Here is a 15646-nt window from a genome sequence, read left to right as displayed (position 1 = left end):
CATCACAAGCCTTTATTCCTTTACTGCTTGTGAGAAAATAAGTCACTTTTTAGATTCGCTATCATAACGTAAAGCAGCCGTGATAAAAGACCGAAATTTTGATGATTTGGCGCAAAAGTTCGCTGAAAACATATATGGCACCGCAAAAGGGCAGATTCGGCAAACTGTCGTTTGGCAAGATATTGAACAAATTCTCGCCGCGCTTAGCAGTGTATCACCACTTTCTGTACTTGATGCAGGAGGAGGACTAGGGCAGTTATCACAAAAAATTGCATCACTTGGACATCAAGTGACGTTATGTGATCTTTCTAGCGAAATGTTGACACTAGCTCAACAAGAAATTGCTAAAAACGGTTTGCTTGAGCAATATCGTTTGGTGCACTGCCCGGTACAAGAAATCGGGGAGTTCTTACCTGAACCTGTTGATTTGGTATTATTTCACGCCGTAATGGAATGGCTGGCTGAACCAATTGAGGTACTCACGGGTCTATTAGAGAACGTGAAACCGGGTGGCGCTATTTCCGTGATGTTTTATAACTACAACGGTCTACTGTTTAAGAACTTGATTTGTGGCAACCTGACTCACATTGAGCAAGGTATGCCGCATCGTAAACGTTTTAAATTACAGCCGCAGAAAGGAATAAAACCAGACGAGGTATATCAGTGCCTTACTGATGCAGGTTTTGAAATCATGGGCAAAACAGGGGTTCGTACCTTCCATGATTACATGCAAAACTTCCGAGTAGGTGACTACAGTTTTGAACAAGTTCTTGATATGGAGCAAAAGCTCTGTCGTCAGGAACCGTTTTTGTCGTTGGGTCGTTATATTCATGTTTATGCCCGTAAGCCTTTTGCTGAAGAAACGAGCATGACAACGACAAATACAAATAACAGCAATAAGGACAAGGGATGAGTGAAGTTACCCAGACGGTTCCTGAGTTGGTTAACTGGGTAAAGCAGAATGAATTTGCTTTAAACCTACCAACGGAACGGCTGGCGTTCTTGTTAGCCATTGCCGTATTAAGCGGTGATCGCTTTGATGAAGAATTAGGGGAAGGTGAACTAGTTGACGCATTTCGCATCGTAAGCGACATGTTCGGCCAGTCAAAAGAAACCCTGGCATTTCGCGCCAACAACGCCATTAACGAATTGGTAAGACAACGATTAATTTCGCGCTTTACCAGTGAAGTAACCGATGGCGCTAGTATTTACCGTTTAAGCCCGCTGGCACTTGGCATTACTGATTATTACGTTCGTCAACGTGAATTCTCAACACTTAAGCTATCTATTCAGTTAGCAATGGTGGCTGACGAAATTAATAAAGCCGCAACAGCAGCGCAAGAAGGCGGTGATGAAAAACACTGGCGTCAAAACGTTCATGCCGTATTGAAATATTCAGTAGCTGAAATTTTCGACCGTATCGATTTAAACCAGCGCACCATGGATGAACAACAGCAGCAAGTGAAAGTCGACATTGCTGAGTTGTTAAACCAAGACTGGCGTGCTGCGATCAGTAGCTGTGAGCAATTACTTGATGAAACTTCATCAACGCTTAAAGAGCTACAAGATACCCTGCAAGCAGCAGGCGATCAGCTACAAGCACAATTATTGACCATTCAAGAAGCGACCCAAGGTCACGATGATCTCGATTTCGTTGATGCAATGATTTACATCCTGCAAATGAAACTCGACCGTATTATCAGCTGGGGTCAGCAAGCGATTGATTTATGGATTGGCTATGACCGTCACGTACATAAATTCATTCGTACCGCTATCGACATGGATAAGAACCGTGCCTTTAGCCAGCGTTTACGTCAATCGGTTACTGATTATTTTGATGCGCCATGGCTACTGACCTATGCCGATGCAGAACGTCTATTAGACATGCGTGATGAAGCACTCGTGCTTCGTGATGACGAAGTGACAGGTATTGTTCCTGCTGAGATGGAATTTGAAGAGCTGGATTTAGTCAACGATATTTTGGCTGAAAAAGTCGCAGCAATGCTTCAAGCGCATAAGGAAACTGGCGCCCCAATTAACTTAAGCCTACTTCTTAAAGATTATTTGGCTCAACACCCATTTGCCCAGCATTTTGACTTGGCAAGGATCGTGATTGATCAAGCAGTCAGAATGGGATACTCGGAAGCGGATTTCAACGCTATTCAGCCGGATTGGGAAGCAATTAACGAATACGGAGCCAAGGTACAAGCTCATGTCATTGACAAATATTGAAGAATTCATGCCGGAAAAGTTAGCAAAAGCGATTGCTAATCCACTTTTCCCTGCACTGGATAACGCGCTCCGTTCAGGTCGCCATATTTCTAGTGAAGATTTAGATAACCACGCATTCTTGATTGAATTTGAACAAGAATTAGGAATGTTCTACAAGCGTTACAACGCAGAATTAGTCCGTGCTCCTGAAGGTTTCCTATACCTTCGTCCACGTTCAACCTCATTAATTGGTCGTTCTGTTCTGTCAGAAATCGACATGTTAGTGGGTAAAGTGCTGTGTTTCCTCTACCTAAGCCCAGAGCGTTTGGCGCACGAAGGTATCTTTACTAACCAAGAACTGTTTGACGAGTTAGTGGCATTAGCTGATGAACAAAAGCTAATGAAATTAGTGACTAACCGTGCAACGGGTTCCGATCTTGATCGTGAAAAACTGTTCGATAAAGTGAAAACCTCACTGCGTCGTCTACGTCGTATTGGCATGTTAATTCCGATTGGTGATCACGGTAAATTCCGTATCAGTGAAGCGGTATTCCGTTTTGGTGCTGATGTCCGTACTGGTGATGACATTCGTGAAGCACAGCTTCGCTTGATCCGTGATGGTGAAGCCGTTGTTCACCACCAAGAGCCAAGCCAATCAAGCTTGCTAGATGAGATTGAACAAGAAAATCAAGAACCACTTGAAAACGCAGAAGCAGAACAAGTGGAACAGGAGAGTAATAGCTAATGGAACGCGGTAAGTATCAATCGCTCACCATGGTCAACTGGAACGGCTTCTTTGCTCGTACTTTTGACATTGATAATTTGGTGACAACGCTTTCAGGCGGTAACGGTGCAGGTAAGTCAACCACAATGGCGGCTTTCATCACCACACTAATTCCTGACCAAAGTCTTTTACACTTCCGTAACACCACAGAAGCGGGTAGCTCGAATGCCTCTCGTGACAAAGGTCTACACGGTAAGTTAAAGCCAGGTGCGTGTTACGCAGCACTGGATGTTGTTAATTCGAAAAAACAACGCATTATCTTCGCTGTTAAACTACAGCAAGTGGCAGGTCGCGATAAGAAAGTTGATATCAAGCCTTTCTTAATTCAAGGCTTACCATCACACATTAAACCAACAGATGTGTTGATTGAAACGATTTCAGACAACCAAGCTCGTGTACGTCAGATAAACGACGTAAAAGACATCGTAGCTGAGTTTGAAGGCGTACAATTTAAAGCATTTAACTCGGTAACTGATTACCACGTTCAAATGTTTGAAATGGGCGTATTACCTAAGAAACTGCGTAATAGCCAAGACCGCTCTAAGTTCTACCGCTTAATTGAAGCATCACTTTACGGTGGTATTTCAAGTGCGATCACACGTTCGCTACGTGACTACTTATTACCGCACAACACCGGTGTTAAGAAAGCCTTCCAAGATATGGAAGCAGCACTGCGTGAAAACCGCATGACGCTAGAAGCGATCAAGCTAACTCAAAGCGATCGTGATCTCTTCAAGCATTTAATCACTGAAGCAACCAACTATGTTGCGGCAGACTACATGCGTCATGCCAACGAGCGTCAGAAGAAACTAGAGCAAACATTAAGCCTACGTGGCGATCTAATGGGCTCTCGCCAAACCTTGATTGATCAGCAAGCATCGTTCAACAACATGTCGAACGAATTAAGCGAGCTAACCGATCAAGAAGGTGCATTAGAGCAAGATTACCAAGCCGCATCAGATCACCTGCAATTAGTGCAAACAGCCGTTCGCCAAGCAGAAAAAATCGAGCGTTATAAAGAAGATCTTGAAGAGCTAACAGAGCGTCTTGAAGAGCAGGTAATGGTGGTTGAAGAAGCAGCAGAGCAACTTGCGATGGCTGAAGAACAATCACAACTAACTGAAGAAGAAGTAGATAGCTTAAAAACGCAGTTAGCGGATTACCAACAAGCATTAGACATGCAGCAAACCCGTGCATTGCAATACCAACAAGCATTGCAAGCATTAGAAAAAGCACGTGATTTGTCTGGTGATCATCAAATGCTACCAGACCAAGCGCCACCGTATCTTGCTCAGCTTAAGCTGCAACAAGATACTCAAACCACAGCACTTCTAGCTCTTAAACATAAACTAGATATGTCGTCTGCGGCAGCGCAACAGTTTGATAAAGGTCTGGCGATTGTCACCACTATCGCAGGTGCTATTGATCGTGCCAACGCCAGTGATAAAGCCCGTGAATTGATTGACCACGGTCGTCAACTACGTGCGATTTCAGATCGTGGTGAGCAGCTAAAGGCGCAATACCGTGATTTAGAGCGTAGCGTTCGCAGCCAGCGTCAAGCGTTTGAGTTAGCTGAAACTTACACCAAGAAATTCGCTACAACATTAGATAGCGAATTAGCTTTAGTGGAAGAGCAAGCGCGCCATGAAGCAACGCTAGAAAGCCTAGAGCAAGATCAAGCCGCTCTTGTTGAACAGCGTAATGACATGCGTCACAACGAGCAACGTTTAGCTTCTCGCATTGCAACGCTTGAGTCACAAGCACCAACATGGATTGCGGCATCAGATGCGTTAGAAAAACTGTCTGAGCAAGCTAATGCCGAGCTTGATAGCAGCCAAGCTGTGATGGAAGCAATGCAGTTAACGCTTGATAACGAGCGTGAAGCTTCTCGTCAACGTGATGAACTAGCAGCACGTAAGAAGCAGTTAGATAGCGATATAGAACGTTTAGCGCAACCGGGTGGTAGCGATGATTCACGTCTACGTGCATTAGCCGATACCCTTGGCGGTACTATGTTGTCTGAAATTTACGACGACATTACCATTGATGATGCGCCATATTTCAGTGCTATGTACGGTCCTGCGCGTCACGCTATCGTGGTGCCAGATCTTAAAGGCATCAAAGAGAAGCTAGTTGCACTGGACGATTGCCCAGATGATCTATACATCATTGAAGGTGATGCAGATGCATTTGATGACAGCGGCTTTGACGTTGATGAACTAGAAGATGCAGTTTGTGTTCACTTAAATGATCGCCAACTACGTTACTCACGTTTCCCGAAAGTACCACTGTTTGGTCGTGCGGCTCGTGAACAACGCCTAGATATTCTTCGTGATGAGCGTGAACAAGTTGTCGAAGATCACGCAAAAGCATCCTTTGATTCGCAAAAACTTCAGCGTTTATACCAAAGCTTCAACAGCTTTGTTGCAACGCATATGGCAGTGGCATTTAACCCAGATCCAGAAGTTGAGCTAAAACAAGCCCGTGATGAGCGCAACCAAATCACACGTCAGCTTGCAGAATCGCAATCTCAAGAACAACAACAACGCAGCCAATTGGCAGCAGCCCGTGAAGGTCTATCATTACTGGCTAAATTAAACCCAGTGGTGACACTACTTGAAGACGACACGCTAACCGCACGTTTTGAAGAAGTAGAGCAGCAGCTTTCACAAATGGATGAAGCACGTAACTACCTTGACCGTCACGGTAAAGCGTTAGCTGAGCTTGAAACATTAGTCTCTGCACTAGAGGCTGATCCTGAGCAATTCGATGCGCTACAAGCTGATTACGAAGCTGCCGATCAGAAGCTACAAGAGCTGAAAACACTGATCTTCGCAGTCGCGGATTTAGCTGAGCGTCGTCATTACTTTAGCTATGCCGATGCTGTTGAGCTTCTAAGTAAGAGCTCAGAGCTAAATGAGCAGCTAAAAGCGAAGCTGGCAACCGCAGAGCAAGCACGTAACCGTAGCCGTGAAGCCCTAAAACAATCACAAGCACAAGCGAACCAGTACAACCAGTTAATGGCGTCACTGAAGAGTTCACACCAAGCGAAACTAGAAACGGTTCAAGAATTTGAACGTGAACTACAAGAGCTAGGTGTACGTGCTGATATTGAGGCGGAAGAGCGTGCGCGTTTACGTCGTGATGAGCTAAACGAGCGTCTACACAGTTCACGTAACCGTCGTAGCCAGCTTGAGCGTTCAATCACTTCTGTTGATCTAGAAATGAAGTCGCTAGTGAAGCGTCTGCGCAAAGTTGGCAAAGACTACCAAGACATTCGTAAACTTGTAGTTAACGCTAAAGCAGGTTGGTGTGCAGTATTACGTCTAGCACGTGAAAGCGATGTTGAACGTCGTCTACACCGTCGTGAAATGGCGTACATGTCAGCCGATGAACTACGTTCGCTATCGGATAAAGCGTTAGGTTCACTACGTCTTGCTGTGGCGGATAACGAAGACTTACGTGATGCGCTACGTGCTTCTGAAGATGTGACACGTCCAGAGCGTAAAGTGCTGTTCTACATTGCAGTTTACCAGCACCTACGTGAGCGTATTCGTCACGATATTATTCGTACCGATGATCCCGTTGAAGCTATCGAAGAGATGGAAGTTGAACTTGGTCGTCTAACAGAAGAGCTAACTGCACGTGAACAACGTCTAGCGATCAGCTCAGATTCTGTTGCGAACATTATTCGTAAGACCATCCAGCGTGAGCAAAACCGTATCCGCATGCTAAACCAAGGTCTACAAAGTGTGGGCTTCGGTCAGGTTAACGGCGTACGTCTAAACGTGAAAGTACGTGAAACGCACGAATCACTACTGGCTGGTTTAGTTGAGCAAAAAGATCAGCACAACGATCTGTTTGGTAACAACCGTCTATCGTTCTCAGAAGCGATTGCGAAGTTGTTCCAACGTTTGAACCCACATATCGATATGGGTCAGCGTTCACCACAGATCTTAGGTGAAGAACTACTTGACTACCGTAACTATCTAGAGCTAAGCATCGAAGTTAACCGTGGTACAGACGGTTGGCTACAAGCGGAATCAGGCGCACTATCAACAGGTGAAGCGATCGGTACAGGTCAGGCAATCCTATTGATGGTAGTACAAAGCTGGGAAGAAGAATCTCGCCGCTTACGTGGTAAAGACATTATTCCTTGTCGTCTACTGTTCTTGGATGAGGCAGCGCGTCTTGATGGTAAGTCAATCGCAACGCTATTCGAGCTTTGTGAACGTCTAGACATGCAGTTATTGATTGCAGCACCTGAAAATATCAGTCCAGAGAAGGGTACAACCTACAAACTGGTACGTAAGATTTTCAAAGATCGCGAACACGTACACGTGGTGGGCTTACGTGGTTTCGGTAATACACCGAAAGTTGAAGCTCCCGTTCAAACGGTACTAGAAATCGAAGAAGCCGAATAATCAGCTCGGTAAAATAATCCTAAAGGTCAGCAGCAATGCTGACCTTTTTTTATCACTAAAATAATAAGTTAGATAAATTTCGCTGATAAAAACAAGTGTTAAAAATGTGATGCAACTGGCTTTTTAATAACACTGTTAATTAAATGTAAATCTATTGTCTATAATTCATTTTAAGCACTAATAAAGCCTTTTAGGTATCAGTTGGCTTATTGAAAAAGCGAGATAGCAATAATGTATAGTGATGAAATTGATGATAAAGACAAAGGTCGTTATGAATGGCGCACGTTTTTATTCATCGTCGTATTACTGTTTCCTATTTTGTCCGTGATGTTTGTTAGCGGATACGGATTTATTGTTTGGGCGTTACAAGTGTTTGTCTTTGGTCCTCCTGGCCACGGTTAAGCATTCGTCAACATTCAATAAAACAGGTAGGTAGATGATGAAGTCATCCTTAAAAAAATTTTGGATCACATTGTGGCGTCCAGCGACCAAGATCAGCCTTGGGGTGTTGGCTTTAGGTGGATTTGTTGCGGGGGTTATCTTTTGGGGGGGATTCAACACCGCACTCGAAATGACCAATACTGAGAAGTTTTGTATTAGTTGTCATTCCATGAGAGATACAGTTTATCCTGAACTTAAAGGTACGATTCATTGGGAAAACAATGCCGGGGTGAGAGCAACATGCCCTGATTGCCATGTTCCCCATAATTGGACCGACAAAATTGCCCGTAAAATGCAGGCAAGTAAGGAGGTATTTGGTGCCATTATCGGAAGCATTGATACTCCTGAAAAATTTCAAGCAAAACGTCTTGAGTTAGCACAGCACGAGTGGAAACGTTTTTCTGCTAATGGCTCATTAGAATGTAAAAACTGTCATAGCTACGCCAGTATGAAATGGGATGAGATGTCGCCTCGCGCCCAAGCACAAATGAAACAGGCGGCAGTCAAAGATCAAAGTTGTATCGACTGTCATAAAGGGATAGCACACCATTTACCTGCCGATATGGCATCCTCTGGTGGTATTGTCTCTGAACTGATTGCGTCATCCCATAGTACTGACTATTCAACCGGTAATACCTACTACAGCGTACAATTTACACCGCTTTATGAAGATCAGGCGAAAACCCAAGATGGCGGTTCATTAGAGCCAGCATCAGCGGTCAAAGTGGTCGATATTAAAGATGACATGCTGCAAATCGAAATTAACGGCTGGCGCAAAGAAAAAGGCTTTGGTCGGGTGATCAACCAAGATTTCGGTTTAAACATTCCAACCGCAGCGCTGAGTAAAAATGCGGCACAGAGTCCAGAGGTGATCAAAGGCTTCGATCAAAAAGAAGACGACGTAACGGGGCTTAAATGGCAACAAGTGACAGCTACCTTATGGGTAGAGAAAAAGAACTTTGTCAGTGATGTCAGTACGATTTGGACCGCAGCAAAATCAGCCTATAACACCAACTGTAGCGTCTGCCACACTCAGCCAGCAGAAAACCATTTTGATGCAAACACTTGGCCTGGCATGTTTAACGGTATGCTCGCTTTTGTGAACTTTGATACTGATAGCGAAGCGATTGTGTTGAAGTACTTACAAAATCATTCGTCCAACTTTTCAAAAGCTGAACATTAATCAAACTAAAGGTTGCTTTGCATGTCTCGCTCAATGCTAAGCAACCTTTTTACGTTTTAATCGTGAGGAATTGTTTATGTCACTGAGTAGGCGTAAATTTTTGCAAGGTTTAGCAACCACAAGCGCTGCTTCCGTTATTGGTCCCGGCTTATTAATGCAAGTTGCCAAAGCCGCAGAAGAAGTGACCCAATCAACCGAGCCACCGGGCATATGGAAAGTGTCAGGTTCACACTGGGGCGCATTTAGAGCCCGTATTTACGATGGGAAAGTCGCTGAAATTAAACCCTTTGATCTCGATAAACACCCAACAGACATGCTTAACGGCATTAAAGGGATGATATATAGCCCAACCCGAATCCGTTATCCGATGGTGCGGTTAGATTGGCTTAAGAAAAATAAATACAGTGGCGAAACCCGAGGCAGCAACCGTTTTGTACGTGTTACGTGGGACGAAGCACTCGATCTGTTCTACCAAGAGCTACAACGGATCCAAAAAGATTATGGCCCTTGGGCACTCCATGCTGGGCAAACAGGCTGGCGTGAAACAGGGCAATTTCAAAGCTGTACCTCACATATGCAACGCGCTGTGGGAATGCACGGTAACTTCATTAAAAAAGTCGGGGATTATTCCACAGGGGCGGGACAAGTTATTTTGCCTTACGTGTTAGGTTCAACCGAGGTGTATGCCCAAGCCACCACATGGACAACCATTTTAAAAGACACCAAAACCTTGATCTGGTGGTCGAGCGATCCGATCAAAAACGGGCAAATCGGTTGGCAATGTGAAAGTCACGATGCCTATGGCTATTACGCCCAATTAAAAGATAAAGTCGCTAAAGGCGAGCTCACCATGATATCGGTCGATCCCGTGGTGTCGAAAAGCCAAAAATACTTCGGTTGTGAACATCAATATGTCAATCCACAAACCGATGTGCCATTTATGTTAGGGATCGCCCATACCCTGTATAAAGAAAACCTCTACGATAAGCAGTTCCTTGAAACTTACACCTTAGGCTTTGATGAATTCTTGCCGTATTTATTGGGAACAGGCGCAGATAAGACTGAGAAAACACCAGAATGGGCAGAGAAAATCTGTGGCGTGAAAGCCGATGATATTCGTAAATTTGCCCGTCGCTTAGTCAAAGACAGAACCATGCTGATGTTTGGCTGGGCGGTACAACGTCAACAACACGGTGAACAGCCTTATTGGATGGGGGCAGTGTTAGCCTCCATGATTGGGCAAATTGGTCTGCCGGGGGGCGGTATTTCTTATTCGCACTTTTATAGTGGTGTTGGTCTGCCATTTAGTACCGCAGCAGGGCCGGGGGGCTTTCCACGTAATGTTGATGAAGGGCAAGTCCCAATTTGGAATAATAACGATTTCAAAGGTTATAGCGCGGTTATTCCTGTCGCTCGGTGGATTGATGCCATTATGGAGCCGGGTAAGAAGATCAAATTCAATGGCAGCGATGTAGTGTTGCCAGATATCAAAATGATGATATTTAGCGGCTGTAATCCGTGGAATCACCATCAACAACGTAACCGGATGAAAGAGGCGTTCAGAAAACTGCAAACCGTAGTCAATATTGATTACACATGGACGCCAACCTGTCGTTTCTCCGACATTGTATTACCTGCTTGTACCCAGTTTGAACGTGATGATATTGACCAATACGGCACCTATTCCACCGCTGGCGTGTTAGCTATGCACAAATTGGTTGATCCGCTTTATCAATCGAAAACGGATTTCGCTATCTTTACCGAGCTGTGTAAACGCTTTGGCAAAAGCAAAGAATACACTCGTGGCATGGATGAAACTCAGTGGATCAAAGAGCTGTACAACAACTGTCGTGATGCCAATAAAGATAAAAACCCAATGCCAGAATTTGATGAGTTCTGGAAAGAGGGTTTCGCAGGGTTTAAAACCGATCAAACCTACGTTAGCCACCAAGCGTTCCGAGACGATCCTGAAATCAACTCCTTGGGAACACCATCAGGCTTTATTGAGATCTACAGCCGTAAAATAGCCCGCTACAACTACGAGCATTGCCAAGGGCATCCAATGTGGTTTGAGAAAGAAGAACGCTCTCACGGTGGGCCTAAATCTGACAAATTCCCATTCTGGTTGCAATCTTGCCACCCTGATAAACGCTTGCACTCGCAAATGTGTGACTCGGAAGATTTTCGTAACACCTATGCGGTGAAAGGTCATGAGCCTGTATATATCAACCCAGACGACGCCAAGAAAAAAGGCATCAAAGACGGTGATATCGTCAGAGTGTTTAACGATCGTGGGCAATTATTAGCAGGGGCAGTGCTTTCAGATGATTACCCAACAGGGGTTATTCGTATCTATGAAGGGGCATGGTTTGGACCACTCAATAACGACATAGGCGCAATAGATACGTATGGCGATCCAAATACCGTGACCATTGATATACCGACCTCTCAGTTAGCGCAAGCAACCAGTGCCAATACTGTGGTGGTCGATATTGAAAAACACAAAGGCGAAGTGCCACCTGTTACTTCATTCAGCGGGCCAATTCACGTTAGTTAAGGCGTGATTTTGCTAACAGAAACTAAACAATAAAGAGCCGATAGCAAGGCTCTTTATTATTTTTAGATATAATAAAACAAATGAGGACAGTAAAAGACAGTGAGTCGAGTTTGAACAATTCAGAATACCCAGAGCAAGATGAGATCTCAGGCGTAAAGAAAACCCAAGCCCCAGTTTATGGTGTAGGTGATAGTACCTTACAAGCCGCTGGTGGTGAGCAAGGCGTAAAAAAGCTGGTGGATGCGTTTTATCATTATATGGATACCATTCCCGTCGCAGCTAAAGTACGTGCCATGCATAACCCTGATCTCAGTGAATCCAAAGCTAAATTAACCACTTTTCTTATTGGCTGGATGGGTGGACCTTCCCGTTATGCAGAGATCTACGGTTCAATGAATATCCCCGGGGCGCACAGTCATTTAGACATTGGGCTTGAAGAGAAAAATGCATGGCTATTGTGTATGCAAAAAGCCCTCGATGATCAGCCTTATGAAGAAACCTTCAAACGCTATGTGATGGTGCAGCTTTCGTTCCCCGCTGAAATGTGCCGAAACCGCAGATAGCCTCTCAATCTAGCTTGTAAATATAAACAGCTGGTAATACCGCCCAATAAAACAATCACGACAACCGTTTCCAAATAGGAATAGGTTGTCGTCTTGTTTTTCGCTATTGCATTATGATCAACAAAGGTAATATCTCGTTATTGAGAACCACCTTACGACGTTGATTAACATGGAATTAAGTTTAGAAATATTCGTTTTACTGTTTTTTGTTGCAGGTCTAGCAGGCTTTATTGATGCTATTGCAGGGGGCGGTGGGCTATTAACCGTACCTGCTTTGTTATCGGTTGGTATTCCACCGGCTCAAGTACTTGCTACCAACAAACTGCAAAGCTCCTTTGGTAGTTTTTCCGCATCCTTGTACTTTGTCCGTAATGGGTTAGTCAAACTCAGTGAAATGCGCCTTGCTATTGCCTGTACCTTTATTGGATCGGCTCTTGGGGCACTGTTGGTACAACATATAGATGCAGGGATATTAACCAGCCTGATCCCCGTATTATTGATCTTTGTTTCGCTATATTTCTTATTAAGTCCTAACGTGGGTAAACCACAAGGCGAACCGAAACTATCTGAAGCCATGTTTGCTTTTACAGTGGGCACATCAATCGGCTTTTACGATGGTTTCTTTGGCCCCGGTACAGGCTCATTATTTACCATCTGTTTTGTTGCCATTGCCAAATTTGGCTTAGTAGAAGCAACCGCAAGAACCAAAGTTTTAAACTTCACCTCTAATATTGCGGCATTGATCTTTTTTATTATCGCAGGGCTACCGTTATGGAAATTAGGCTTAGTGATGGCAGCAGGTGGTTTTATTGGTGCACGATTAGGTGCGCATATTGTGATTAACAAAGGGCAAAAATTCATTCGCCCAATGGTGATCATTATGTCGATGATTATGGCGGTTAAACTGCTTTGGGAACAGCATCCACAATGGTTTCAACTAGGTGTTTAACCCTTGGGAGCTTGTAACTATTTTGACGATAAATCAGGTGAATAGGGCGAGTAAGTTCAGCAAGCTCGGCAAATTCAAAACAGTATTTATCGTCAATACTTAACGTTTTCACTATCGATTGCGGCACAAGGGCAGGTGCCATACCTGCCAGTGCTAACTGCGCTGAAGCAGTATAAGAATCCATTTCCATCAAGGGTGTAATGCCTAATTTTTGTAACACCGCCGCCTGAGAAATATTCGACGGGTTTTTCAAATCATTCACCACAATCGCTTTAGGTAATGCCGTCAGCGGTTGTTTAAACACCAGCTTAAATGGCTCATCCATCAAATGCTCGGCAATAAAACTGTATTGCGCAGGTAAATGCCCAGCACAAAAGCCAATGGACGCTTTACCAGATTGCACGTTTTCGACAATCACAGGGGTATGGTGTGTCGTAATTGAAATGTACTTATCTTTTTGAAAATACGTCCCTAACGCATTAGCCAAATAACCTGCCACCAAAGTTTCAGAGCAATCTAAGGTAATAATGCTTTGATCGTCCAAATTCTGATGTTCAAAAATCAGCCCACGAATTTCATTAAAACTTGGCCCCACGTTTTTGATTAACGCATGGGCATCGGGGGTGAGCTTAATTAACCTGCCCGCAGGGATGATCAGCTTAGTGCCTAACGTCGCTTCTAACTTAGCAATCCGTTTGCTCACTGCCGACTGGCTAATATACAAACGGCTACCAGTACGGCTCATGGTGCCTTCTTCCGCTAACACTAATAAGGTTTCGATACCTTCCAGCAGCATAGTTCAATCCATTGATGAAAGAGAGGAATCAATGATACGTGATTACAGGGGAAGAGGCGAGATTGTGTTATTCGTTGTGTATCTATTTGTTTCAGAACAAATCTACTAAATTATCTATCATGCTTTTGCCCCATTATGTATATGGAATCCACGTATTTACAAAGTGATTTTGGTAATAAAAGTTAAGATGCGGTCGTATATTCGGCTTCTTATTGAAGGAGCTACCTTCTAGCCTTTGATGTTTTGCGCACCTACTGTCCTTATCGAGTTAGCAGCTTGCTTAGCATGACAGAATGGTCAGGTTTTCAGTAGGTTGGTCTTACCTTTTATGCATCATCATTTTGTAAAATTTAAGAGTTTATTAATGATTAATCGGTGAGTAAAACAGGTTTATATTCAGATTCATACCGTAACATTGCCCATGCAGTCCGTACCACTTTGTTCGCGAGTGCAATGCAGGCTTTCTTGAATCCGATACGATCTATGATACTCCTCAACCAAGCATCCTTTTGAGTCTTCGGTTTTTCTGGTAGTCGTCCAACGTAAGACATTGCACCAAGATAGAGAAGGGAGCGTAGCTCTTTCACACCACCGCATTTATCGATTCCAACCATAAAGACCTTACCACCTGAACTATGTTGTTTGGGCGTAAGACCAACAAACGCTGAAGCTTGCCTTCCATTCTTGAACTGCTTTCCATCACCCAGAGTGGTATAAAGCATCGCTGCTGTTGTTTCACCAACACCTTCAATTTCCATTAATCGTTGGCATTGTTCTATCTGACGGGTTAACGCATTTTTCTCTTTTTCGAACGCGATGAGCTTTGCTTTCAGTTCCTTATATTGCTCCCACAACATGGACAGAACGGATACAACATTTGCTGGTATTGAGGTTTCTCCATCAAGTACTGTTTGAACCGACGCTTTTAAACCTTTTTCACCTTTAGGGTTTGCTATCCCGTAGCCCAAAATCGTCCCTCTAATGTGAAGCCCTAAGGAAACCACACTACGAGATAAGAACCTGCGGCTGGTTTCTAATGAATGCATAGATTGTTGTTCTAATGACTTAGGTCGAGAGTATTTGATACCGATCTGCATAGCAGCATTAGCAATGGCAAGAGCATCATTGTGATCAGTTTTATGGCCTTCTAAATATCCTTTCACTTTTTTAGGATTGATAATCCTAACTTCGTGTCCAAAACTTTCAGCTAATTGGCCCCAATAATGACAGCCGCAACAACCTTCCATCGCAACAATCGAAGGTTTCGCGTTGGCAAGGAACTCTTTCATTTTCTGTCGACTTAGAGGTTTATTAGACAAGATCTCGCCATGAATGCTGATATGGCAGGCTTGAAGAACATTTTTTGCTAAATCGATAGCGATAACGTTATTAGTTAACATGTTGGAACCCTCAAAGATAATTTCACTCCGCTAAGTTTAGATTGGCGGAGAGGGAGTGGATTCCATACATCACGTTAGACCGTTTACTCATTCATATCGTGTTAACGTGGTTTGGGATTAGTTTTGTTTATTCTTATAGCCTTGTAATTTCAGTAAAACGTTTGTTGTTTATTTTCCCCGTACTTCTTTAAAAAAGTAACAAAGTGTTGCGTATGGAATGACTATATGTGCATTAAGGTGTATAGTTGTCTTGTTTTCCATACATAAGTGCTTAAAAGTAAAAAAGCTAATTTATAAGCTGATAAGCACCAAGCTCAATTAACCAATGGGGTAAACGG

The 15646-nt window shown here is 43.8% G+C and carries 11 protein-coding genes; 9 read left to right on the top strand and 2 right to left on the bottom strand.

Annotated features, from left to right (window positions below):
* The first annotated feature begins 79 nt into the window (after positions 1-79).
* The 9 genes from cmoM (at position 80) to E5A76_RS00960 (ending at position 13112) form a co-directional block, all read left to right on the top strand.
* Complete coding sequence (gene cmoM, locus E5A76_RS01000) at positions 80-913, top strand: tRNA uridine 5-oxyacetic acid(34) methyltransferase CmoM (RefSeq protein WP_053988260.1); 834 nt, start codon at positions 80-82, stop codon at positions 911-913.
* On the top strand, positions 910-2232 hold the full coding sequence (gene mukF, locus E5A76_RS00995; RefSeq protein ID WP_008986793.1) for a chromosome partition protein MukF: 1323 nt from the start codon (positions 910-912) through the stop codon (positions 2230-2232). The genes cmoM and mukF overlap by 4 nt, the downstream gene beginning before the upstream one ends.
* Complete coding sequence (mukE, locus tag E5A76_RS00990) at positions 2213-2956, top strand: chromosome partition protein MukE (protein WP_053988259.1); 744 nt, start codon at positions 2213-2215, stop codon at positions 2954-2956. Before mukF ends, mukE begins: the two co-directional genes overlap by 20 nt.
* Complete coding sequence (gene mukB, locus E5A76_RS00985; protein ID WP_161117841.1) at positions 2956-7419, top strand: chromosome partition protein MukB; 4464 nt, start codon at positions 2956-2958, stop codon at positions 7417-7419. Before mukE ends, mukB begins: the two co-directional genes overlap by 1 nt.
* Positions 7420-7650: 231 nt before the next feature.
* Positions 7651-7821, top strand: coding sequence for a trimethylamine N-oxide reductase system protein TorE (torE, locus tag E5A76_RS00980; protein ID WP_161117840.1), 171 nt, complete (start codon positions 7651-7653; stop codon positions 7819-7821).
* A gap of 37 nt (positions 7822-7858) precedes the next feature.
* The gene (gene torC / locus E5A76_RS00975) at positions 7859-9043 is read left to right on the top strand and encodes a pentaheme c-type cytochrome TorC (RefSeq protein WP_161117849.1); all 1185 of its coding nucleotides are present in this window, start codon (positions 7859-7861) and stop codon (positions 9041-9043) included.
* Positions 9044-9119: 76 nt separating this feature from the next.
* Complete coding sequence (gene torA, locus E5A76_RS00970) at positions 9120-11600, top strand: trimethylamine-N-oxide reductase TorA (RefSeq protein WP_161117839.1); 2481 nt, start codon at positions 9120-9122, stop codon at positions 11598-11600.
* A 110-nt stretch (positions 11601-11710) separates the two neighbouring features.
* Complete coding sequence (locus E5A76_RS00965; protein WP_053988255.1) at positions 11711-12163, top strand: group II truncated hemoglobin; 453 nt, start codon at positions 11711-11713, stop codon at positions 12161-12163.
* Positions 12164-12332: 169 nt separating this feature from the next.
* Positions 12333-13112, top strand: a complete 780-nt coding sequence (locus E5A76_RS00960) for a TSUP family transporter (RefSeq protein ID WP_161117838.1) — start codon at positions 12333-12335, stop codon at positions 13110-13112.
* Here the strand turns inward: E5A76_RS00960 and E5A76_RS00955 are convergent.
* Positions 13063-13908, bottom strand: coding sequence for a LysR family transcriptional regulator (locus tag E5A76_RS00955; RefSeq protein WP_161117837.1), 846 nt, complete (start codon positions 13906-13908; stop codon positions 13063-13065). The genes E5A76_RS00960 and E5A76_RS00955 overlap by 50 nt on opposite strands.
* A gap of 368 nt (positions 13909-14276) precedes the next feature.
* Positions 14277-15308 carry an IS110 family transposase gene (locus E5A76_RS00950; RefSeq protein ID WP_161117836.1) on the bottom strand — a complete coding sequence of 344 codons (1032 nt, stop codon included), beginning with the start codon at positions 15306-15308 and terminating at the stop codon, positions 14277-14279.
* Positions 15309-15646 lie beyond the last annotated feature (338 nt).

This window comes from Photobacterium lucens, assembly GCF_009873615.1.
Taxonomy (GTDB): domain Bacteria; phylum Pseudomonadota; class Gammaproteobacteria; order Enterobacterales; family Vibrionaceae; genus Photobacterium; species Photobacterium lucens.
This window is presented reverse-complemented; position numbering and strand designations above follow the sequence as displayed.

Excerpts from the sequence above, each read along its gene's own strand:
- mukF (WP_008986793.1), top strand. The coding sequence starts at position 910 with ATGAGTGAAGTTACCCAGACGGTTCCTGAGTTGGTTAACTGGGTAAAG.
- mukE (WP_053988259.1), top strand. The coding sequence starts at position 2,213 with ATGTCATTGACAAATATTGAAGAATTCATGCCGGAAAAGTTAGCAAAA.
- mukB (WP_161117841.1), top strand. The coding sequence starts at position 2,956 with ATGGAACGCGGTAAGTATCAATCGCTCACCATGGTCAACTGGAACGGC.
- torE (WP_161117840.1), top strand. The coding sequence starts at position 7,651 with ATGTATAGTGATGAAATTGATGATAAAGACAAAGGTCGTTATGAATGG.
- torC (WP_161117849.1), top strand. The coding sequence starts at position 7,859 with ATGAAGTCATCCTTAAAAAAATTTTGGATCACATTGTGGCGTCCAGCG.
- torA (WP_161117839.1), top strand. The coding sequence starts at position 9,120 with ATGTCACTGAGTAGGCGTAAATTTTTGCAAGGTTTAGCAACCACAAGC.
- E5A76_RS00960 (WP_161117838.1), top strand. The coding sequence starts at position 12,333 with ATGGAATTAAGTTTAGAAATATTCGTTTTACTGTTTTTTGTTGCAGGT.
- E5A76_RS00955 (WP_161117837.1), bottom strand. The coding sequence starts at position 13,908 with ATGCTGCTGGAAGGTATCGAAACCTTATTAGTGTTAGCGGAAGAAGGC.
- E5A76_RS00950 (WP_161117836.1), bottom strand. The coding sequence starts at position 15,308 with ATGTTAACTAATAACGTTATCGCTATCGATTTAGCAAAAAATGTTCTT.